Below are 21,867 nucleotides of genomic sequence, written 5' to 3' on the forward strand. Positions count from 1 at the left end.
AATGCGGTAAGCGGAATATCATGATATCTGATCGAGTTCGAATACCTTGTGCAAGACACGTACCGCCAATTCCATGTATTTTTCATCCACGACTACGGAAATCTTGATTTCGGAGGTGGAGATCATCTGGATATTGATGCCTTCTTCCGCCAGCGTACGAAACATTCTGCTGGCAATGCCCACATGCGAACGCATGCCGACGCCCACTACCGAGACTTTCGCGATTCTGTCGCCCCCGATCACACCCCGGGCGCCGATATGAGGCTGCACCTGATTTTTCAGGATATCCATCGTTCTCGCAAATTCATTGCGATTCACGGTAAATGAAAAATCGGTCATGTCATCGTGGCCGACATTCTGGATGATCATGTCCACATCGATATTTGCATCCGCCACGGGACCAAGAATCTGATAGGCGATACCGGGACGGTCCGGCACACCCAGCACCGTAATCTTGGCTTCGTCACGATTGAATGCGATGCCTGAAATAATCGCCCGCTCCATGTTTTTTTCTTCCTCGAAAGTGATGAGGGTACCCTCTCCTTCTTCCTCGAAACTGGAGAGCACCCGCAATTTAACCTTGTATTTACCCGCGAACTCCACGGCGCGGATTTGCAGCACCTTGGAACCAAGGCTTGCCATTTCAAGCATTTCTTCAAAGGTAACAGTCTTGAGTTTGCGCGCTTCGGGCACAATTCGGGGGTCGGTCGTGTAAACCCCGTCTACATCCGTATAGATCTGGCATTCATCCGCCTTGAGCGCTGCCGCGAGGGCAACAGCCGTGGTGTCGGAACCGCCTCGGCCCAATGTGGTGATACTGCCTGCCTCATCCACTCCCTGAAAGCCCGCTACTGCCACTACATATCCCGCATCGAGGTCGGCGCGTATTTTGTCCTCATCGATTTTGAGTATGCGCGCCTTGGTATAGGCGCTATCGGTGTGAATGCGCACCTGGGGGCCGGTGTAGCTCTTCGCCTTGATGCCCAGATCCATCAGCGCCATTGATAGCAAAGCGACAGAAACCTGCTCCCCGGTGGAAACCATGACATCCAGTTCCCGGGGATCCGGATGAGCCTGGAATTCCCTGGCCAGCGCAATAAGACGATTTGTCTCTCCGCTCATGGCGGACACCACGACCACCACCTGATCCCCCCGAGCCTGGAATCTCGCCACTCGGCGGGCGACATTCTTGATGCGCTCCGTGCTGCCCACCGATGTGCCGCCGTATTTTTGAACGATAAATGTCACGATAACCTGCTTAACTGAGAATGGCAAAGCCGTGGGCAAAATGCCACATGTCGGATCAATTTAGGGGTTTAAAGTCCTGGCATGGATATTGTGTTCGAATTTTACCTTATTACCGGAAAGAAAACCCGAGAACCTTTGCAGAAGCTTTTTTCAGGTTCCGCGATATGCAAAATGATAAACGGGAAAACTTCAGGATATTGACGTAGGTCAAATTCAGGGTCTGGAGCCGCTCCATTCAGGGAAAACCTGCTTGATTCAGGGGTTTCTTAATACTTGCATAGAATAAAAAAACAAATTAAATTTATGTATGTGCAATACTCCTATAACATAAAAGCGCACCTATTCTAACTACATAACCTGTCGAGATGCCCCCATGAAACTCTTCGAAGAAATATCCAATCCTCGTGAAATTCGACGCAAACTGGGTCTCAATCAGCATGATTTCTGGAGCAAGGTCGGTGTCACCCAAAGCGGCGGCTCCCGTTATGAGAGTGGACGAAATATGCCCAGACCGGTAAGGGAACTGGTACGGCTGGTGCATATCGAGCACATCGATCTTTCCAAGATCAAGAAAGACGATCTGGCTGTTGCAGCCTTACTGAAAAGCAAGGATCCTGAACTGTACAAGAGTCTGAAGAAAGCCTCCAAGGCCAAGCAGTAGGGGCAATACCGGAAACCTGTCCGGATTACTGCTCAAGCTTCATCGGAGAATCAGGAAGGAGAAAAATTCAAGCTATGGATTCAGCTTTACAGCGAGTCCCCGGCGTCTTATTTGTTCCGAAAATGCCTCCATCCACTCCTGCCTGATCTTCGTGAGCCGCGATGCTTCCGGCTGCAAGGATGGACGCGCAAGACCGTACAGAAGCACACCTTCGAGTACCCCCCCCTCGCTCAGAAATTCCTCGATAAATCTCAGATACGCTTCAGATTCATTTCTGGAAGGTGGCATCCCGTCGATCTGAAATACGCAGGTCTGCAACCATGTAGGGCACAGGGATGCAGACAGTTGCAGATTCCTGCGCATCTTTTTCAAACTCATGCGCGTATTATTGATCAGTTGCCTTCCCTCGCGGGTAACACTGTCCAGCTTGAACCATACTTCGCCATTGAGCGTTGCCATCCGGCTCAACCCGCGCTGAACATTGTCCCGATCTATCAGACTGCCATTTGTGATCAATACCAGCTTAAGCGCTTCGGGCAGATCGAAATCGGCTTTTACCCGTCCGAGCAGTTCGATGACTTGCTCGAATTCCCCGGCGCTGGTCGACTCGCCATTGCCGGATAAAGCGATATCATGGAGATGCCTTGCCTCAGCAGGTACCTGTCTTTCCATGAAATCGCCATATACGATTTCGCGCAACAAAGTCCGCAACTCGACTTCAAGTTTTTCCAGGTCAATCGCGGGCGCAGTGCCGCGCGATAGATTCGGCACTTGGCAGTAGATGCAACGCCAGTTACATGCATTGTTCGGATTAAGATTGATTCCGATCGACACACCCCCGGCACGGCGCGAAATAACGGGATAAACATAGGTCATCCCGGCTATATCGCGGCTATGATCTGCTACATCCAATCGTTTGGAAATTTGCTGCAATGCTACAATCCCGATAATGTTAATTACACGCAGGCTGGAATTCGACGCCGGCCACCGTATACCTTCCCACAAGAGTCAGTGCCGGCATCTGCACGGCCATCGTTACGCCATAGAAATTACCCTGTCAGGCGAAATTATCACTGAACCCGGCATCTCCGAGCAAGGCATGGTCATGGATTATTCAGAGGTCAAACGCATTGCGAAAGAAGTGCTGGTGGATAAATGGGACCATGCGTTCCTTGCCTATGCGGAAGACCACAAGTTGCTGGAATTCCTCCAATCCCTCGAAGACCACAAAACCGTGGTGCTGGATACGCCCCCCACGGCGGAAAACCTGGCTCTGACCGCTTTCCACATACTCGATGAAGCATATCAGGATCGTTATGGCAATCATCTCAGGCTGGAGCAAGTGCGCCTGTTCGAAACTCCCAATTGCTGGGCGGATGCGGTGCGAGGACAACTTTGATTGTCCCTCTCACCCATATCCCCTGTTTGATGATCGATCACAACATGGAAGTAACCGGAACAGGCATTCATGAAATCAAGAGGATTGAGACTACCTGTTTTGAAGGTTAGGAATCTTCTCTTCGTTGCAACCGCACATGCTTTTTTTGCTAACATGACATCGCGAGTAACCACTGAGGATTGAAATGCTGAATCAACCCGTTCCCGATTTTGAACTTCCTTCGACCAGTAATAAGACATTTCGTTTATCCGCAGCCCGTGAAAAAAACCTGGTCATCTATTTCTATCCAAAGGACGATACGCCGGGATGCACCACCGAGGGCCAGGAATTCCGGGATGCTTACACCGAATTTACCGCTGCCGATTGCGACATAGTGGGTATTTCGCGTGACAACATCAAGTCTCACGAGAAATTCAAGGCAAAAATGAATTTTCCGTTCGAGTTGCTGAGCGACACGGACGAGACGGTTTGCAACCTGTTCGGTGTGATGAAGATGAAAAATATGTACGGCAAGCAGGTCCGCGGCATCGACCGGAGCACATTCGTGGTCGATACGAAAGGGATACTCCGCCGCGAATGGCGAAGTGTCAAAGTAACCGGACATGTCCAGGAAGTCCTGGAGTTTGTGAAAACCCTGGCCAGCGAGAATCATGAATCCTAGAAAGCCCGGTTCTTCCACGGCTTCCAAATCATCTGCTTCCATCGCTCCGGTCACCCGTCTGATGCCCAAGCTGTTCGTGCTCGACAGCAACGTGCTGATGCATGACCCTATCAGCTTGTTCCGCTTTCAGGAGCATGACATCTATATCACGATGACAACCCTCGAGGAACTCGACAACAACAAGAAAGGGATGTCGGAGGTTGCCCGCAATGCACGTCAAACAAGCCGTTTTCTGGATGAAATCGTCAGCAGCGCGATAACCGATATTGACGAAGGCATTCCTTTACAGTCGCATGGCACCAAGAATGCAACCGGCCGGCTGTTCCTCCAGACGCAGGCGATCACGAACGTCTTGCCGGTATATCTGGCAAGCGGGAGCGCGGACAACCAGATTATCGGAGCAGTCAAGTTTTTGCACGATACCCACCAGAACCGCGTTGTCACACTGGTTTCCAAAGACATCAACATGCGCATCAAGGCGCGGGCTTTGGGGCTGGCGGCCGAGGATTATTTCAATGACAAGGTTCTGGAAGACACTGATGTTCTCTTTTCAGGCATCCAGGAACTGCCAGAGGATTTCTGGGATGAACACGGCAAGGACATGGAGTCCTGGCAGCAGTCGGGGCAGACATTTTATCGTGTGAGCGGCCCCCTTGCCGGCGGCTTTGTAATCAATCAATTCGTTTATCTGGAGCATGACAAACCGTTTTACGCGCAGGTCAAGGAGGCTAGCGGAAGAACAGCCGTTCTGCAGACGCTGAAAGATTATACTCATCAAAAGAACAATGTATGGGGCATCACGGCGCGGAATCGCGAGCAGAATTTCGCGTTCAATCTGCTGATGAACCCGGAAGTAGATTTTGTCACCCTGCTGGGACAGGCAGGTACCGGCAAGACGTTGCTTACGCTGGCAGCAGGTCTGATGCAGACACTGGAGCACAAGGTCTATTCCGAAATCATCATGACGCGCGTGACAGTGCCGGTGGGTGAGGATATCGGATTTCTGCCCGGAACCGAGGAAGAAAAGATGACTCCCTGGATGGGTGCGCTGGAAGACAACCTGGACGTGCTTAACAAGACGGATACCAGCGCCGGAGAATGGGGGCGAGCAGCGACACTCGATCTGATTCGCTCCCGCATCAGGATAAAATCGCTCAACTTCATGCGGGGGCGCACTTTCATCAACAAGTTCCTGATAATCGACGAAGCGCAGAACCTGACACCCAAGCAGATGAAAACACTTATTACCCGTGCCGGCCCCGCCACAAAGGTCGTGTGCCTGGGTAACATCGCGCAGATCGATACGCCCTATTTGTCGGAGGGAAGCTCAGGGCTGACCTACGTGGTGGATCGGTTCAAGGGATGGAATCACAGCGGCCACGTCACGCTGCAACGCGGCGAGCGTTCCAGGCTGGCGGATTATGCGACAGAGATACTGTAAGCGCTATCGCTGACAAGACCGCGCACCTTCTCCGCTCTTGGCGGTAGATCGAGCTAGCCGGATAAGTCTTGGTCATCAGGCAAAGCCTGATCTACACTTCCTAAAATTTACCAGACAATAGCGAAACATAGTTCGACTGTAGTCTTAATAATGACCTGATTTGGCGTAGCTTTCGAATCGGGTATATTCGCCCAGAAAAGTCAGATCGACCTTGCCGATCGGTCCATTCCGCTGCTTTCCTATAATGATTTCAGCGATTCCCTTGTCCGGCGTCTCCGGGTTATAGACTTCGTCCCGGTAGATGAAAAGAATCAGATCGGCATCCTGTTCGATCGCGCCGGACTCGCGCAGATCGGACATGACCGGACGCTTGTTCGGACGCTGCTCAAGGCTTCGATTCAATTGGGATAACGCGACAACGGGCACATGCAGTTCTTTTGCCAGTGCCTTGAGGGAGCGGGATATTTCGGAAATCTCCGTGGCGCGGTTCTCGCCCTGGCTGGCAGCTGACATCAACTGGAGATAATCCACCACGATCAAACCCAGTTCCCCATGCTGGCGATGCAGCCGGCGCGCGCGCGCCCTTAATTCCAGTGCATTCAAAGCGGCACTTTCGTCGATAAAAAGCGGAGCGTCGTTCAGCTTCCCAAGCGCATGCGTCAGGCGGGACCAATCCTCGTCCAGCAGGCGCCCGGTACGCACCTTGTGCTGATCCAGTTTTCCGACGGAGCCCAGCATACGCATCGCCAGTTGCGCCCCCCCCATTTCCATGCTGAATACCGCTACCGGCTTTTGGAGCGTGAGTGCAACATGCTCGGCAATATTGAGCGAAAAGGCGGTCTTGCCCATCGATGGCCGGCCCGCAACAATGACAAGATCGCCAGGCTGAAAGCCCGAAGTCTTTTCATCCAGATCATGGAAGCCGGTTGCGATTCCGGTAACATCGCTTTGATTATCCTGGTTGTAGAGCGTCTCTATACGCTCCACGACCTCCTTCAGCAGCGGCTGGATATCGATAAAACCCTGCTTGCCCCGCGCACCCGCCTCGGCAATTTCAAAAACCTTGGCCTCGGCTTCATCCAGCAGCGCGGCGGCTGAACGCCCAGCAGGGTTGTATGCCGAATCCGTGATGTCGGTCCCCACTTGGGCAAGCTTGCGCATGATTGCCCGTTCGCGCACGATTTCCGCATAGCGTCGGATATTTGCAGCCGAAGGCGTGTTCTGTACGAGGACCCCGACGTAAGCGAGCCCGCCAACCCCCTGCAATTCCGCGGATATTTCAAGTGATTCCGCTACCGTGATGACATCGGCCGGTTTGCTATGCTCGACCAGTTTGCAGATATGGCGGTAGATGAGCCTGTGATCCTGCCGGTAGAAGTCATCTTCCGTGATCACGTCCGCTACCTTATCCCATGCGTGGTTGTCCAGCATCAATCCGCCCAGTACCGATTGCTCTGCTTCAACCGAGTGCGGTGGCAATTTGTATGATTCGAGTAATTGCTCGTTTGAAACTGCCGTTACAAATTGAGGCATGGAGTTACGTGGCGTTACAGGCATATCTGGATTTTAACACTGGTTGCAATGAGCCAGAAATCAAAAAGGGCTGTTGCCAGCCCCTTTTGAAAATGAAAAAACAGAACCTTTTCAGGAGACCGATTCACCCAGAACAGATACGACGATATGCGCAGCCACATCGGTATGCAGCACGACGGTTACCGGGTGATCGCCCACCTGCTTCAATGAGCCCTGAGGCATTCGTATCATGGATCTTTCAACTTCAAAACCCTGGGCCTTTAGCGCATCTTCGATATCCGCATTGGTAACTGAACCGAACAGCTTGCCGTCCACACCTGCCTTTTGAGTGACCTGCAGCATCAATCCTTCCAGCTTGGCAGCACGAGCCTGTGCCGCTGCGAGGATATCCGCCTGGGTTTTCTCCAGTTCTGCACGCTTTGCCTCGAACTCGGCAATGGCCGCCTGGGTAGCGCGCTTTGCCTTGCCCTGCGGGATAAGGAAATTCCGTGCGTAACCATTTTTAACCTTTACAACATCGCCCAATTGGCCCAGGTTGACAACTTTCTCCATCAGTATGATCTGCATATCAACTCTCCTCAGTGCAAATCAGTATAAGGAAGCAATGCCAGAAAGCGGGCGCGCTCCACGGCAGTACTCAGTTGACGCTGATACCTGGACTTCGTCCCCGTTATGCGCGCCGGAATGATCTTGCCGTTCTCGTTGATGAAATCCTTCAATAACTCGGTGTCCTTGTAATCGACTGTTTTGATGCCTTCCGCAGTAAAACGACAGAATTTCCTGCGTTTGAATAAAGGGCGGTTGGCCTTCTTGTCCTTGTCCTTGTCCTTGCCATCCTTACGTTTAGAAAAAAAACGAGCCATAATTTTTCCTGTCTATTCCTGTCTATAAATGAGATCCATTAGATAGGATCGATCCGGTTTACATGCAGCGCCAACTGCAAACTCACGCGGCTTTTTCTTGCAAGAAACCCGGCGAGCTTTACTGTCGCCCCTGGAACCAGGCCTGCAACAGTTTCGGCCATTTGCGCCAAGGCTACGGCAGAAACTTCACACTCCACCTGCCTGGGCTTCCCCGCCTCGATTTGGCGAGAAACGTGTCTGATCTTGAGTTCGACTACTGCCACTCCCGCCGGGCTATAACGCAAGCTGCCGATTTCCGTAATCGTTCCGCAAATTTCAGTCCGATTGCAATCCAATGACTTAGCAGCCTAGGTCGCAAGCGTTGTTTCCTTGGCTTCCTCTGCGGGCTGCGGAGCGGGTTTGGCCTTCTCTTCGCGCATCATGGGCGACGGTGCGGTAATCGGCTCATCCATTTTGATGGTGAGGTGGCGCAATATGGCGTCATTGAATTTGAATGCGTGCTCCAGCTCGTCCAGCGTTTCCTGATCACATTCAATGTTCATGAGCACATAATGCGCCTTGTGAACCTTCTGGATCAGGTACGCGAGCTGGCGCCGTCCCCAATCTTCCAGGCGATGCACCTGCCCGTTTCTGGCGGTTACGATGCTGCGATACCGCTCGATCATTGCGGATACCTGCTCGCTTTGATCGGGATGAACAATGAATACAATTTCGTAATGTCGCATGCAGTCTCCTTATGGGTAAAGCCTCCAGTGATGCGGGCACGGTGAGGCAAGGTCGAATGTTTCAAAGAGGCCGGTACTATACTCAACCCGCTGGAAAATATCAATTTTAATCGGGGTTATAGGAGGGCAGTTAACACTTGTTTCGGGGTCGCGAGCTGCGATGAAAAAGCGTGGGGCAGGGCGCGAAACAAGTGTCAACCGGCCCTGGAGGCATATCTCTGGCGGTACGTTTCAAACAGGCAAATGCCCGCGCTCACGGAAACGTTGAGACTTTCCACACTGCCCAGCATGGGAATCGAAACAAGCTGATCGCAGTTTTCCCGCGTCAGCCGCCGCATTCCTTTCTCTTCCGAACCCAGTACCCATGCGACGGGTCCATGAAGCTCGAGGACGCCAAGCTGAGTATCGGCATCGGCAGCCGTTCCCAGAATCATTACCCCCCGCTGCTTCAATCCGCGCAGGGTACGAGTGAGATTCGTCACGGAAATATAGGGAACGTTATCTGCCGCCCCGCTTGCCACCTTATGTACCGCAGCGGTGAGGCCCACAGCACGGTCTTTCGGGGCAATCACAGCATGAACACCGAAAGCATCTGCAACACGCAGGCAGGCACCGAGGTTATGAGGATCCTGGATGCCATCCAGCACCAGAAGCAGCGCGGGCTCAGTGAGGGTATCGAGCACATCGTCGATATCCACATACGCACGGGCGGAGTCGATACGCGCGACTACACCCTGGTGCCGGGCACTGCCCGCCAAAGCCTTGAGCCTCGCATTGTCGCATGCAATCAACCGTATGCCCTGGGTTTCCGCCAACGTCGCCAGATCGCGGGCACGTTGATCTCTTCGCTCCGCATCGAGGAAAATCTCCCGGACGCTGGCCGCATTCTGGCGCAGCCGGCTGGTAATCGCATGGAAACCGAATATAAAACGCGAGCCGGACATGTATAGTAATGAGTAATTGAAAAAAATGATAAACGGGGGGCGGACACTCACCACGGAAATCAACTCGCTGCCCCGGTTTTTATTTTCCCCGCATCCAGGGCGTTTTCGGCGAGTACAAAATCTATCTTGCTGGATTCCAGATCGACTCGAACCAGCCTGACTCTGAGCCGGTCACCCAGTCGATAGCGCTTCCCCGTCCGCTCCCCCAGCAACATGTGCCTGACTGCGTCAAAATGGAAATAATCGCTGGGCAGCTCTGAAACATGGACGAGTCCCTCGACATAAATTCCATCCAGCGCAACAAAAAGACCAAAACTGGCGACACCGCTGACAACCCCCTCAAAGCATTCTCCGATTCTGTCCTGCATGTAATAGCACTTGAGCCACGTTTCGACATCGCGCGTGGCCTCGTCCGCCCGGCGCTCCGTCTGCGAACAATGCTCGCCCAGTTCGTACCAGTTACCGGGAGAGTATGCTGCCTTGTTCAGGACGGCCTTGATGGCTCGATGTACCAGCAGATCGGGATAACGCCTGATGGGGGATGTAAAGTGCGTGTAGGATTCATATGCCAGTCCGAAATGGCCGACGTTGTCGGGACTGTACACCGCTTGGCGCAAGGATCGAAGCATCACGGTCTGCAACAGCTGCGCATCGGGCCTATCCTTTATTGTAGATAACGTACGAGCATAATCTTTCGCCCTGGGGTCGTCCCCTCCGCCTAGCTGAACACCGAATTCCTTGAGAAAATCACGCAGGGCGCCCAGTTTTTCGGGCGTCGGACCTTCATGGATGCGATAGAGAGTCGCCTGTTTGTGCTTCTGCAAAAAATCGGAAGCGCACACATTAGCGGCGAGCATGCATTCTTCGATGATGCGATGCGCGTCATTGCGCTGTATCGGCAGGATGCGCTCGATTTTGCCCTCATCGTTGAAGATCATGCGCGTTTCGATCGTTTCAAAATCAATCGCCCCACGCAGGTTTCGCGCTTTCAGCAATACCTTGAATAATTTGTAGAGCAACTGGATGTACGGCAAGAGGTCTTGGTATTGTTTCGCTTCCTCTCCCTCGGGATTGTCCAGCATGGCCGCCACTTTGGTATAGGTAAGCCGGGCGTGCGAAAACATGACAGCGGGATAAAAACGATAGCTCTTGAAGTCGCCTGCAAAATCCAGGCTTATTTCACACACCATAGATAAACGATCTACCTCCGGGTTGAGCGAACAGAGCCCATTCGATAGCGCTTCCGGCAGCATGGGGATGACGCGCCGTGGAAAATAGACAGAATTCCCACGATTGTATGCCTCCTGATCGAGAGCGTCGCCCGGCTTTACATAATGGCTGACGTCGGCGATGGCGACATAAAGCTTGTAATCCTTTCCGTCACGCTCGCAATATACGGCATCGTCGAAATCGCGTGCGGTTTCGCCATCTATTGTCACCAATGGGAGATGACGAAGGTCTTCCCTCTTGACCAAGTCTTTTTTTAACACCTTGGATGGAAGACGTCCTGAAAGCTTTTCCACTTCCTGTGGAAACTGGTAAGGCAAGTCGTGCTTGCGAAGCGCAATTTCGATCTCCATTCCGGGGGCTGTATACTCGCCCAGAATCTCCTTGATGCGACCGATAGGCTGCGCATGTTTGCTTGGCTGCTGAATGATTTCGACCATGACCACCTGGCCTGCCCTTGCATTCATCGATTCTTCTTTAGGTATCAGAATATCCTGGCTGATACGCTTGTTCTCTGCCTCCACGTAAAGAATTCCGTGATCCGCATGCAATCGTCCCACCAGTTGCGTTACCGCACGTTCCAGCACTTCCACGATAGCCCCTTCCCTGCGGCCTCGTCGGTCAACCCCGATTTCACGCACCATCACGCGGTCGCCATGCAGCGCCTTGCGCATTTCTTTGGCGCTCAAGAATAAATCCGGACTACCATCGTCGGGTACCAGAAAACCAAATTCGTCCGGGTGACCCTGAACCTTGCCTTTGATAAGATCGAGCTTCTCCACCATGCAGATATCGCCCTTCCGGTTACGCATGATCTGGCCTTCGCGCAACATGGCAGAAAGACGGCGAGTGAAGATTTCGTCTTCTTCTTCGGTGATTCCGAGCAGGTTCTGCAATGCTTCCTCGGGTACGGGAACGCCCTGCTCTTCGAGTATCTGGAGTATGAATTCCCGGCTGGGCAGCGCATGTCCATAACGCTCTTTTTCCCGTTCGAGATAAGGGTCAAGCTTGCGGAGCTTTTGTTTCTTCTTGATTGTCAAAGCTGATTTCCTATAGAATTGCGCCTCTGTCTTATCGTTGGACAGATTCGCTCATTGCCCAGATGGCGGAATTGGTAGACGCACTAGGTTCAGGTCCTAGCGGTGGCAACACTGTGGAGGTTCGAGTCCTCTTCTGGGCACCAATCAAAACATTTCCGCTGATTCCACCTGTGCTAACTGTACCGGCCCAAAAGGCACAACGAGTGCTGTTTTTCTCAGTATAGCAGGACAGCGCATCGCACTTCCGAATTACCCCTACTATCCATTTTTTCCTTTGGTTATACTCAGGCTCTGCGGTGATTTTAGCTAGAAGATTCCAAGGAATATCTAGCTGTAAAATTTTACAGCTATTCACGCCCCGCGATCTGTTGTCTCATAACGTGCTCCTGTCCCAAAAGAAACTGCGGCTCCGACTACCGCATTAGGTTGTCTTGCTGCGCATGGACTACGCTTCTGGCGAATCCAGAAGGCGATGCATTCCATCCGCAATCGGAAGGTGCAGGAAAGCATGTTTGATAAGCTGATTGGGATAAGCTGGTTGGTAAAGTGAATCCGATTCTCGCCGTTAAAGACTTGTGTTCAAGAAAATCCAGCTTGCGTTTCTATCATGATCAGTAAATATATTCCAGCTGCGCTGTTATCGTTGGTGACGAACTCTGGCAAGAGATCCAATAAGGCGAAAACAACGAGATTGGACCAGGAAAACAGGATATTCCCACGAGAATACCTGCTCGTACGCCACTTGAATTATCCCCTCCAGGGGCAATTTTAAATTCTTCCGACTTGAATTACAGTTACTTGAGCTCATCCAGATGAACGACATCGTGACCGCCTTTAACGAATATTTCGAAGTTATCGATGTCGATACCCCGGAATTGTTGCGTGAGGCATTCCGGGTTCGCTATCAAGTGTTATGTGTCGAACAACGTGCTCCAGGTTTTCCAGCATCGCGCTATCCAGAGAAAATGGAAAGCGATGATTATGACCGTCACTCATCTCATATACTTCTGCGTCACCGTCCTTCTGGTGACATTGTTGGAACAGCTCGCCTGATCCTGCCAGATCCGCTCGACCCCGAAAAACCATTTCCGACTGAGCGATACATGACGCTCAATTCCGAGCCTGTCGACATCGGTAAAATCACCCGGCAGAACATAGGGGAAATATCACGCCTTCATATTGTCCGAAAGCTTTGTCGTCGCAAGGAGGACAATGAGAGAAGCGAAGAAGGAGTGGCTTTTGAAGAAAGGGGAGTAAAAATACGGCGACGTTTCCCTCACCCGATTCTGGCTCTTGCCGTTGGTCTCATACGGACATCTGCGGCCCATGACATTATGCACTGGATTTCGATCATGGATCCCGCCTTGAACAGATTATTAAGCCTCTACGGGTTACAGCACGATTCCATTGGTCCGCTAACCGATTACTATGGTCAACGAGGGCCCTATTATGCCAACCTCACCCACATGCTGGATAGGATGAATAAAAAACATAAAGATATCTGGGAGCTGGTTACTGATTACGGCAGGGTCATCCCAAAGCGCCAGAGGGAGGAGGCTGCCTCGACACCTCATCCCGCTGCTCTTGGCAATATTTAAAGCGGTTGGCACCCGACACGCTTACGATAAAGCGGGACTTCCTCCGAATTGTGATATCACCATTTTTCATTCGAACGTCCCAGCGACTCATGCTGTTCTGAGCACTCCCCGTGATGCACGCAAGGTAATGTCTACGGGGCAGATAAAAAAACTTGTGACAATTAAAATAAAAATCAGTCATCTGATTGCGTCTATATGCCTGCTACTCGGCCTTTTATTCGTGGCCGGTAAAACGTGGGCAGTCGAGCCCTACGAGATCGTTACTAACTCCGGCGTCAGCGAAAAAACCCTCTCCAAAAACGCCTTGCGCGCCATCTTCGGCATGCGCCTGCATACATGGCCGGACGGTAGCCCCATTCATGTGTTCGTGCTTCCGGATGAAGCCCCTTTGCACATCGCGTTCTCCAAGGAAAAACTGAATGTTTTTCCCTACCAACTTCGGGCAGCATGGGACCGGCTGGTGTTCTCGGGTACGGGACAGGCGCCGGAAACAGTCGCTTCTCCAGAGGAAATGCTTGCAAAAGTCGGTAGCACACCCGGAGCAATTGGCTATTTAACCCGATCCAGAATGGATGGCAGTGTCAATGTTCTACACGTCAAGTAACCACATTCGCCGCTGTTTGACGCGAGAGGTTATCCGGCTCGTCGTGGTGTCTGCCGTCCTTTCGAATTGTGTTGCTTACGCGCAAAAACTGCCAATTCCTCAGAACCTGCCGAACAATCTGCAAATACATGGCTTTGCCAGCCAGAGTTGGCTCAAGAGCACGGACAACAATAACGTTTTCGGGAAAAGCAGTTCCGATAGTGGAAGTTTTGACTTCAGGGAACTGGGGCTGAATGCTTCCATGAGGCCCAAGCCCAACCTCCAGTTTTCGGCCCAGATGCTCTCCCGCACTGCGGGAAAAGGAAGTCCGGGCAACATCCGGCTCGATTACGGATTCATTGACTATGCGTTTCTATCGGAAGAAAACAGCAAGATGGGAATACGCCTGGGTAGGATGAAGAATCCGCTCGGCTTTTACAATGACACGCGCGACGTTCCCTTCACGCGGCCCAGCATACTTTTACCTCAATCCATCTATTTTGATCGCGTACGCAAGGTTGCAATTGCTGCGGACGGAGTACATTTATACGGTGAATACCGTTTCGATCACGGTGTCCTATCTTTCCAGGGTGGACCGGTACGTCCATTAGTCAGAGGTGCTGAAGCAGAAGTAGCGCTGTTGGGCCAAGGGGTGCCAGGCCATCTTGATCCAGATATCTCTTATATTGGCCGTATAAGCTATGAACTCGATGAGGGCCGACTTCGTTTTGCATTCAGCGGAACGGATTTGAACATAAATTATGATCCCGCGAGCGGCGACCCGCTTCGCGCGGGCTCAATTCGCTTTACACCTCTCATTTTCTCCGCGCAATATAACGCAGAACGCTGGAGTTTCACTTCGGAATACGCGCTCCGCCATTTTGAATATAAAAATTTTGGCATCGCGGCCCTCAATCAAGATTTTTTTGGCGAAAGCTATTACCTTCAGGGAGTTTATCGAATCACGCCGGAGTGGGAAGCGATCGCTCGTTACGATGTACTGTATACGGACAGTAATGACCGCAGCGGAAAAAAATGGGCGGCGGCTACGGGCGGCGACCCGCATCGGCGGTATGCTAAAGACATTACCGTAGGGCTGCGCTGGAACGTCACGCCTGAGTTCATGTTGCGCGCCGAGTATCACCGTGTGCACGGGACAGGCTGGCTTTCGACTCTTGACAATCCCAATTCGGGAGACCTGTCGCCGAATTGGAATCTGTTTTCCATCCTCGGTTCCTACCGGTTCTAGACATGCTGCAGGATAAGTATTTTCATAATCAGGCTATGCAGAGAAATGGAGCGATAGCACCTGAAAAGCCTCAAAAATTTCTGGGACTGAAATGGAAAGTTCTGCTGCTGAGCAGCCTTATACTGATTGCCATCGTGGTTTCATTCACGGGAATTACCTATTTGAGCCTGATGGATGACTTCGAGAGCCAGAGAAATGCCCAGCACCAGCGCTATGCCAAGGAAGTTGAAGGACTGATCGACCAGGTTTCGATAAATTTGCATCAACTCGCCGGATTGATTCCTTTCCTGGAAGGAATGGATAAAAGTCTGCTCTCCGGTAACAAAGAATACGTCACTCAGGCATTTGATCCATATTGGTCGCCTTTGCAACTCAATAAGGGTATCGAATTGCTGCGTTTTTACGATAGCTCAAATCAGCAACTGGCAGGTTGGGGAACTTCCCAGCCTGATACTCACGACGCATTGATGTCAGCCTGGGTGCACGAGGTGAATGCCCAGGAAAAGCCGATGAGCCATCTCAGCTGCCCCACCAGCTGCATGCAATTTGCCGTGGCGCCCTTGCTCGTGGAAGGTAACAACGTAGGGGTGATCGTCATCGGAACACCTCTGGTAGATGTGATTCTGGGTTTCAAGGATATTTCGGGCGCCGATATCGCATTGCTGGTGAGGGAAAAAGGCGATTTGCCCGAAAGCAACAAGGTGAAAATTGCAAACTGGGATGTCACGATTGCTGCACACAGCAGGGAAATGAACATTACTGTTCTGGATGAAGTTGCAGCGAATTATCCGGACCTGGAGAGCCTTGAGGAGGGCATCCTGGTTTCGTGGCGCGATAGACACCTGCAGATAAAGCCGCTGTTTCTGGAGAGAATGGCTGTGTCGGAAGACGATGCCCACTTCATGGTTGTAACTGACATCACCTCCACGATCCGTACCATTCATAGTTCGACACAGCAAAACATGATAATTGGCCTGGTCGGGCTCATATTCTCTGAAATACTGTTGTTCATCATTCTCACCAAGCCGCTGTCGCGGCTCAAGCACATCGTTTTTACTCTCCCTCTTCTGGCCCGCAGCAGTTTCAAGAATTTTCGCCTGGAGCTTCGCTCTGCCGGCCAGAAACGATGGATGAAAGATGAAATCGACCTGCTGGATGAAACAGCGGTGGCCCTGTCACATCAACTGGAGAAGCTCGAGGATCAGGTAGCGGACAGGACTCGTATACTGGCGAGCAAGATGGACGAGCTAAGCAAGGAGAGGGATTTCATTAACAATCTGCTGGACATTGCGCAAGTGATCGTAATCACGCAAAAGGCGGATGGTGAGATTCTCACACTCAATGCCTATGGTGAAACGCTTATTCAGTATACTGAAAAAGAACTGCAGGGAACGCCCTTCCTCCATCTTCTGGCACTCGACGGAAATCTGCACGATCTTCCCGTTCATCTGGAAGAGGTACGGTGCCAACGAAGAGACCAGCTCCGGCACGAAGCGAACATCGTATGCAAGGATGCTTCCATTCGTAATATTCTGTGGCTGCATTCACGCCTGACCCGGCACAGCGAGGATGACCCCGCAATGTTATCGGTGGGTCTCGACATGACGGAACACAAGCGTGCTGAAGGGCGTCTTGCCTGGCTGGCGGATCATGATCCGCTCACCGACCTTTTCAATCGCCGCCGCTTCCAGGAAGAGCTGGAACAGATGCTGAATCTTGCCGCGCGTTACGGGTATTCCGGAGCCTTACTCTTTTTCGACCTTGACCAGTTCAAGTACATCAACGATACCAGCGGACACCAGGCGGGGGATGCCTTACTTAAAATGGTCGCGCGTTTGCTGCTTGGCAATATTCGCAGCGTCGACATACTCGGACGCCTGGGAGGCGATGAATTCGCAGTAATTTTGCCCCAAACCACAGCCGAAGGGGCGATAGAAGTGGCAAAAAATACGCTTGCGAGCCTGAATCAGGGAAAGATTACGATAAATGGTCGCACCCATAAAGCATCAGCCAGCGTTGGTATCGCACTTTTTCCGGAGCATGGCAGCAATGTCCATGATCTCCTTGCCGCGGCCGATCTCGCCATGTATCAGGCAAAGGAAGCCGGACGAGGAGGATGGCATTTGTTTTCTGACGAAGAGAAAACACGTGAGCGCATGCATACACTCGTTTATTGGAAGGAGAAGATTGAGTATGCTCTTTCACACGAACGTTTCCTATTCTATTTCCAGCCCATCATGCATGTTCGACGCAGGACCATCGATCATTACGAGGTGCTGCTCCGCATGATCGACAATGATGGAACTGTTCTTGCGCCCCAGTTTTTCATCCCCGCCGCAGAACAGACAGGTCTTATTCATGCAATCGACCACATGGTTTTACGTAAATCGATTGCGCAATCAGCTGAAATACAACGCGCCGGGCAGTGCATCCGTTTTTCCATAAACTTGTCGGCGCATGCATTTCACGATCCGGAACTGCTACCGATACTGAAAGATGCATTTGCCGAGTATGACGCGGATCCATCGAATTTCATGTTTGAAATAACCGAGACAGCAGCGCTCGAGGATTTGCCCGCGGCGCGGGAACTCATGGAGATGATTAAAAAGCTGGGCTGCAGTTTCACGCTGGATGATTTCGGAGTCGGTTTCTCCTCCTTCTATTACATTCGGCAACTGCCAATCGACGTTGTAAAGATCGATGGCTCATTCATACGAAATCTGGCAGACAGCCCCGATGATCAAATACTGGTGCAGGCTTTGTGCGATGTGGCAAGGGGATTCGGAAAGAAGACAACAGCGGAGTTCGTGGAAAATGCAGCGACTTTTTCAATCCTTGAGAAAATGCAGATCGACTATGCTCAGGGATTTTTGATTGGAACACCTTCTCCCGCGTATGACACATCGTTCAGCGATTTTGTGAAGATGTGACGGAAGCCATGCTCTGGTATGCCGAGAATGTATTGAAGAAAGCAGGTCTTGGTCTCGAACCCGCCATCGCCATCTTTTGCGAGCACACTCGTCTTTCACGCTTCGTCCGGCTCGGGATCGTCCGCAAACTCCACTTTTTGGTCGTTATCTGATGGGCCTTCTTCCTGGCCTTCCCTATGGCCAATCTCGCCGGGAATTTTTGGAGTTGTGCACGCAACATCCGCGTTTTGTGCCCTATGGCGCAGCGCATGGTCCATCAATACCAGTGCGAGCATTGCTTCCGCGATGGGCGTAGCCCGGATACCGACACAGGGATCATGTCTGCCATGAGTTTCCACTATTGCCGGGTTGCCCATCTTGTCTACTGAGCGGCGCGGCAGACGTATGCTTGAAGTGGGCTTGACAGCGATATTCACCACGATATCCTGACCGGTGGAGATCCCGCCCAATATGCCTCCTGCATTATTGCTGAGAAAACCCACGGGACTGATTTCATCGGAGTGCTCGGTTCCCTTCTGACTCACAGCAGCAAATCCGGCCCCGATTTCGACGCCTTTAACGGCGTTGATGCTCATCATGGCATAGGCGATTTCGGCATCCAGGCGGTCATATACAGGCTCGCCCCAACCCACTGGCACACCTTCGGCAACGACACGAATCCTGGCGCCCACCGAGTCGCCCGATTTCCGCAGCTTGTCCATGAATTCTTCCAGGCTTGGCACGATGTCCCGGTCAGCCGAAAAAAAGGGATTCTCGCCCACCGCTTCCCATTGTTTGAATGGAATCTCGACAGGTCCCAGTTGCGCCATGTGACCTCGTATTACCACTCCATATCTTGCACGCAGCCATTTTTTTGCTATGGCCGCTGCCGCCACCCGTACGGCAGTTTCGCGGGCGGACGAACGTCCTCCTCCCCGGTAATCGCGTATGCCGTATTTTTGCCAATAAACATAGTCCGCGTGCCCGGGACGGAAAGTGTCCATGATTTTGCTGTAATCCTTGCTGCGTTGATCTTCGTTGCGGATCAACAGTGCGATCGGCGTTCCGGTAGTCTTGCCCTCGAACACGCCGGAAAGGATTTCCACCGTATCGGACTCGCGCCGCTGGGTCACGTGACGGGAGGTACCGGGCTTGCGCCGATCCAGATCCTGCTGGATATCCTCAGTGGACAGCTCCATTCCCGGGGGACAACCATCCACTACACACCCTATGGCAGGGCCATGGGATTCCCCGAAAGACGTCACGCAAAACAGTTTGCCAAAAGTATTGCCGGACATTTCACTTTTCTAGCCAAATCAAGGCTCGAAGTTTAACATATCCCCATAGCCTTACCGTCCTCCGGTACGCCTTTCATTCCTGTTCCACCCGCAGCCGAGGATCAAGCGGATATTGTTGATCAGCAATCCAGAAAGAAGAATAAAGGGAAATCATGAAAGCGATCCTGATGAATGTTCCGGGCGCACCAGAGGTATTGACATCTGCCGATGTTCCCATGCCCGATCTTGCCAGCGCGTTCGATGTGCGGGTGAAGTTGCACGCGGCGGGCGTAAACCCGATCGACACCAAGGTGCGCAAGGCCAATATGTATTACCCGGACGGGCTTCCGTCTATCCTCGGATGTGATGGGGCAGGTGTGGTTGAAGCCGTTGGCAGTTCAGTGACTCGGGTACGCGCAGGCGATGAAGTCTTCTTTTTCAATAACGGTCTGGGTGGGGCGCCTGGAAACTATGCGGAATACGCGGTAGTGCATGAAGATTATCTGGCATTGAAACCCGGGAATCTGTCAATGGTGGAAGCAGCCGCTGTTCCGTTGGCTCTGATTACCGCATGGGAAGCACTGATAAAGCGCGGCAATCTCAAGGAGAGCCAGACTGCGCTGATTCATGCGGGCGCGGGCGGCGTAGGCCATATTGCCATCCAGCTTGCCCGATACCTGAAAGCCCGGGTTGCCACGACAATTTCGAGCGAGGAAAAGGCCGCCTTCGCGCAATCCCTGGGGGCCGAGCTTGCAATCGATTATCGCCGAAATGACTTTGTGGACACTGCGCTCGAATGGACGGAGGGGCTGGGTGTGAATCTCGCTCTGGATACTGTCGGTGGAGAGACGTTCTGCAAATCCTTCTCCGCCATCCGGCTGTATGGCGGGATAGTGTCGCTGCTTTCAACGGCCTGTGATGCAAAGCAACTCAATACTGCGCGGCTGCGCAACCTGAGCATCGGCTATGTGCAAATGACCGCTCCCCTTTATTTCTGTTTACATCCGGCGCGTGTAGTCCAAACCCGCATACTTGAACAAGGGGCGAGGCTGCTCGAACAAGGTATTCTCAAGATTCACGTCAGCCGCACGCTGCCTCTGACGGAAGCCGCCGAAGCGCATCGTTTGATCGAAGCAGAACATACCCTGGGCAAGATAGTGCTGAAGATTGCGTAGCGGTTTCATTCTTCCAGGCCTTCCTGCCGAGCTTGGGTTTTTAAGAAGAATCCTGGATTCCAGAGTTCCTCCGGTTTTCAGCTTTCTCCCTCGCCAGTTGAAGCCCCCACTTTCGATCCCAGATCCATCGCAAGTCGCTGGAGTGCTTCGCCTTCATCCAGGCCATCGAGGAAGCGCCGGGGTATCCCCGACAAGCCGACTTGGGCTCCAACGAGTGCACCGGTCAAAGCGGCCCGCGCCTGATTTTCGCCGCCGCCATTCACTGCGTGGAGCACAGCCGATTCGAAATCATTCGGAAAACGGGCAGTGAGATGATAGGCCGCGGGAAGCTGATGATAAATGGCGCAGGTCATGCCATAGACGATGGAGACTTTCCATGCCGGTTCTATCCGGATATCCGGGTCTAGCGCAGCTGCCGCTATATATGAGGGCGTGAGCAGGGCGTCCGGAGAGACAGAATATCCACTTTCGCACGGAAGGTCCTCTTGAGGGGGCTGCAAGTCGGTATGGGCCATTGTATGGAAAGGCAGTTTTCCCGCCCTTGCCAATCGCATGAGCTTGCCGGAAAGACTCCTGTTGAGCTGGTGTCCCTGCACCAGGAGACTCAGCACCGACCCGTACGCGACAGTCAGGGTAACCACAGTACCGTCGATCTGGGTAAGACGGGTATTGCCGGAGATAACGGTCGCCATCTCTTGCGGCTGGAAGGCGTAACGGACCGCCAGCGCCAGCGTGCGCCCTATTGCTTCAGTAGTATCGGCCTGACCTCCCGTTTGCCCCCATGGCAGGTTCTGCTGGACACGCTTGCGCCAAGCGTCGCGAATCGACTGCTGGGTATATCCGCCAGGGCCGTTCACGGGCATGCCGTTAAGAAATGGGAGTATTTCCTCATCCATCCGCTGGCAGAAATCCGCTTCGTCATAGCCGCCGCGTTCGACGAGCGAGCGCAGCATGAGCCGGAGAATGATACCGGTCTGGGAGAGTTGGCCTGCCTTGAGATCACTATGGTAGCGGCCGGGCTTGGGATCGGTATAAGTCGTGATCCAGTCGCCGTAGTCGCGGCGGAGCACTGCCAGGTCGTAGTACCAGTGAGGACCGAGGCCCAGGGCATCCCCGATAAAAGCGCCCATGATGGCGCCGGCAGCGCGGTTCTGTATAGCAGGGTCGAACATGTTCTGATCCTCCTCTTCGCAGGAAATGCTTGCGATACACAAGTTTCAGCTTCGAATCGTGAAGCGTAACAGCAGGCGAAAGAACCGTTTTGTTACACTGATCGCATAAGGGCCCGCAAAACCCGCTCAATCAGAAAGGGACATGTATCCGAACAATTTCGA

The 21,867-nt window shown here is 52.5% G+C and carries 20 protein-coding genes and 1 tRNA gene; 10 read left to right on the top strand and 11 right to left on the bottom strand.

Going from position 1 to position 21,867, the window contains the following annotated elements:
• Nucleotides 1–18: 18 nt before the first annotated feature.
• Nucleotides 19–1,248, bottom strand: a complete 1,230-nt coding sequence (locus BMW46_RS02095) for an aspartate kinase (protein WP_074704062.1) — start codon at nucleotides 1,246–1,248, stop codon at nucleotides 19–21.
• 373 nt (nucleotides 1,249–1,621) lie between these two features.
• Here BMW46_RS02095 and BMW46_RS02100 point away from each other — a divergent pair, with 373 nt between their 5' ends.
• Nucleotides 1,622–1,909, top strand: a complete 288-nt coding sequence (locus BMW46_RS02100; RefSeq protein WP_011381257.1) for a helix-turn-helix domain-containing protein — start codon at nucleotides 1,622–1,624, stop codon at nucleotides 1,907–1,909.
• A 72-nt stretch (nucleotides 1,910–1,981) separates the two neighbouring features.
• Here BMW46_RS02100 and BMW46_RS02105 read toward each other — a convergent pair whose 3' ends face one another.
• Nucleotides 1,982–2,785, bottom strand: a complete 804-nt coding sequence (locus BMW46_RS02105; RefSeq protein ID WP_074704557.1) for a radical SAM protein — start codon at nucleotides 2,783–2,785, stop codon at nucleotides 1,982–1,984.
• 73 nt (nucleotides 2,786–2,858) lie between these two features.
• Here BMW46_RS02105 and queD point away from each other — a divergent pair, with 73 nt between their 5' ends.
• From queD to BMW46_RS02120, 3 genes are all read left to right on the top strand, one after another.
• Complete coding sequence (gene queD / locus BMW46_RS02110) at nucleotides 2,859–3,308, top strand: 6-carboxytetrahydropterin synthase QueD (protein WP_074704064.1); 450 nt, start codon at nucleotides 2,859–2,861, stop codon at nucleotides 3,306–3,308.
• Between the two features lie 184 nt (nucleotides 3,309–3,492).
• Entirely contained in the window at nucleotides 3,493–3,969 is a 477-nt protein-coding gene (locus BMW46_RS02115; RefSeq protein WP_074704065.1) for a peroxiredoxin, read from the top strand.
• On the top strand, nucleotides 3,959–5,410 hold the full coding sequence (locus BMW46_RS02120; RefSeq protein ID WP_074704067.1) for a PhoH family protein: 1,452 nt from the start codon (nucleotides 3,959–3,961) through the stop codon (nucleotides 5,408–5,410). The genes BMW46_RS02115 and BMW46_RS02120 overlap by 11 nt, the downstream gene beginning before the upstream one ends.
• Before the next feature lie 144 nt (nucleotides 5,411–5,554).
• Here the strand turns inward: BMW46_RS02120 and dnaB are convergent, their stop codons facing one another.
• The 7 genes from dnaB to rnr form a co-directional block, all read right to left on the bottom strand.
• Nucleotides 5,555–6,943: a replicative DNA helicase gene (gene dnaB / locus BMW46_RS02125; RefSeq protein ID WP_074704068.1), complete on the bottom strand. Its 1,389-nt coding sequence runs from the start codon at nucleotides 6,941–6,943 to the stop codon at nucleotides 5,555–5,557.
• A gap of 111 nt (nucleotides 6,944–7,054) precedes the next feature.
• On the bottom strand, nucleotides 7,055–7,510 hold the full coding sequence (rplI, locus tag BMW46_RS02130) for a 50S ribosomal protein L9 (RefSeq protein WP_074704070.1): 456 nt from the start codon (nucleotides 7,508–7,510) through the stop codon (nucleotides 7,055–7,057).
• Nucleotides 7,511–7,521: 11 nt separating this feature from the next.
• Complete coding sequence (gene rpsR / locus BMW46_RS02135) at nucleotides 7,522–7,806, bottom strand: 30S ribosomal protein S18 (RefSeq protein WP_074704072.1); 285 nt, start codon at nucleotides 7,804–7,806, stop codon at nucleotides 7,522–7,524.
• Nucleotides 7,807–7,844: 38 nt separating this feature from the next.
• Nucleotides 7,845–8,141, bottom strand: a complete 297-nt coding sequence (gene priB, locus BMW46_RS02140; RefSeq protein ID WP_074704073.1) for a primosomal replication protein N — start codon at nucleotides 8,139–8,141, stop codon at nucleotides 7,845–7,847.
• A gap of 12 nt (nucleotides 8,142–8,153) precedes the next feature.
• Nucleotides 8,154–8,531, bottom strand: coding sequence for a 30S ribosomal protein S6 (gene rpsF / locus BMW46_RS02145; protein WP_074704075.1), 378 nt, complete (start codon nucleotides 8,529–8,531; stop codon nucleotides 8,154–8,156).
• A 194-nt stretch (nucleotides 8,532–8,725) separates the two neighbouring features.
• Entirely contained in the window at nucleotides 8,726–9,475 is a 750-nt protein-coding gene (gene rlmB, locus BMW46_RS02150; protein WP_074704076.1) for a 23S rRNA (guanosine(2251)-2'-O)-methyltransferase RlmB, read from the bottom strand.
• A 59-nt stretch (nucleotides 9,476–9,534) separates the two neighbouring features.
• Nucleotides 9,535–11,742 carry a ribonuclease R gene (rnr, locus tag BMW46_RS02155; RefSeq protein WP_074704077.1) on the bottom strand — a complete coding sequence of 736 codons (2,208 nt, stop codon included), beginning with the start codon at nucleotides 11,740–11,742 and terminating at the stop codon, nucleotides 9,535–9,537.
• Nucleotides 11,743–11,798: 56 nt separating this feature from the next.
• Between rnr and BMW46_RS02160 the strand changes: the two genes are divergently transcribed.
• The 5 genes from BMW46_RS02160 to BMW46_RS02180 all read left to right on the top strand — a co-directional run bounded on the left by BMW46_RS02160 (nucleotide 11,799) and on the right by BMW46_RS02180 (nucleotide 18,102).
• Nucleotides 11,799–11,885, top strand: a tRNA-Leu gene (locus BMW46_RS02160).
• Between the two features lie 669 nt (nucleotides 11,886–12,554).
• On the top strand, nucleotides 12,555–13,340 hold the full coding sequence (locus BMW46_RS02165) for a PEP-CTERM/exosortase system-associated acyltransferase (RefSeq protein WP_074704079.1): 786 nt from the start codon (nucleotides 12,555–12,557) through the stop codon (nucleotides 13,338–13,340).
• A 154-nt stretch (nucleotides 13,341–13,494) separates the two neighbouring features.
• On the top strand, nucleotides 13,495–13,944 hold the full coding sequence (locus BMW46_RS02170; protein WP_143049069.1) for a substrate-binding domain-containing protein: 450 nt from the start codon (nucleotides 13,495–13,497) through the stop codon (nucleotides 13,942–13,944).
• Complete coding sequence (locus BMW46_RS02175; protein WP_074704080.1) at nucleotides 13,925–15,172, top strand: porin family protein; 1,248 nt, start codon at nucleotides 13,925–13,927, stop codon at nucleotides 15,170–15,172. Before BMW46_RS02170 ends, BMW46_RS02175 begins: the two co-directional genes overlap by 20 nt.
• Before the next feature lie 2 nt (nucleotides 15,173–15,174).
• On the top strand, nucleotides 15,175–18,102 hold the full coding sequence (locus BMW46_RS02180) for a bifunctional diguanylate cyclase/phosphodiesterase (RefSeq protein ID WP_081355625.1): 2,928 nt from the start codon (nucleotides 15,175–15,177) through the stop codon (nucleotides 18,100–18,102).
• A 95-nt stretch (nucleotides 18,103–18,197) separates the two neighbouring features.
• Here the strand turns inward: BMW46_RS02180 and aroC are convergent, their stop codons facing one another.
• Nucleotides 18,198–19,379 (bottom strand): chorismate synthase, encoded by a 1,182-nt coding sequence (gene aroC / locus BMW46_RS02185; protein WP_074704082.1) that lies wholly within the window; start codon nucleotides 19,377–19,379, stop codon nucleotides 18,198–18,200.
• Between the two features lie 152 nt (nucleotides 19,380–19,531).
• On the opposite strand from aroC, the gene BMW46_RS02190 reads away from it, so the two are divergent.
• Nucleotides 19,532–20,533 carry a zinc-dependent alcohol dehydrogenase family protein gene (locus tag BMW46_RS02190; protein WP_074704084.1) on the top strand — a complete coding sequence of 334 codons (1,002 nt, stop codon included), beginning with the start codon at nucleotides 19,532–19,534 and terminating at the stop codon, nucleotides 20,531–20,533.
• A gap of 77 nt (nucleotides 20,534–20,610) precedes the next feature.
• Here the strand turns inward: BMW46_RS02190 and BMW46_RS02195 are convergent, their stop codons facing one another.
• Nucleotides 20,611–21,705, bottom strand: a complete 1,095-nt coding sequence (locus BMW46_RS02195) for an ADP-ribosylglycohydrolase family protein (protein ID WP_074704086.1) — start codon at nucleotides 21,703–21,705, stop codon at nucleotides 20,611–20,613.
• Nucleotides 21,706–21,867 lie beyond the last annotated feature (162 nt).

This window comes from Nitrosospira multiformis (assembly GCF_900111585.1).
Taxonomy (GTDB): domain Bacteria; phylum Pseudomonadota; class Gammaproteobacteria; order Burkholderiales; family Nitrosomonadaceae; genus Nitrosospira; species Nitrosospira multiformis_B.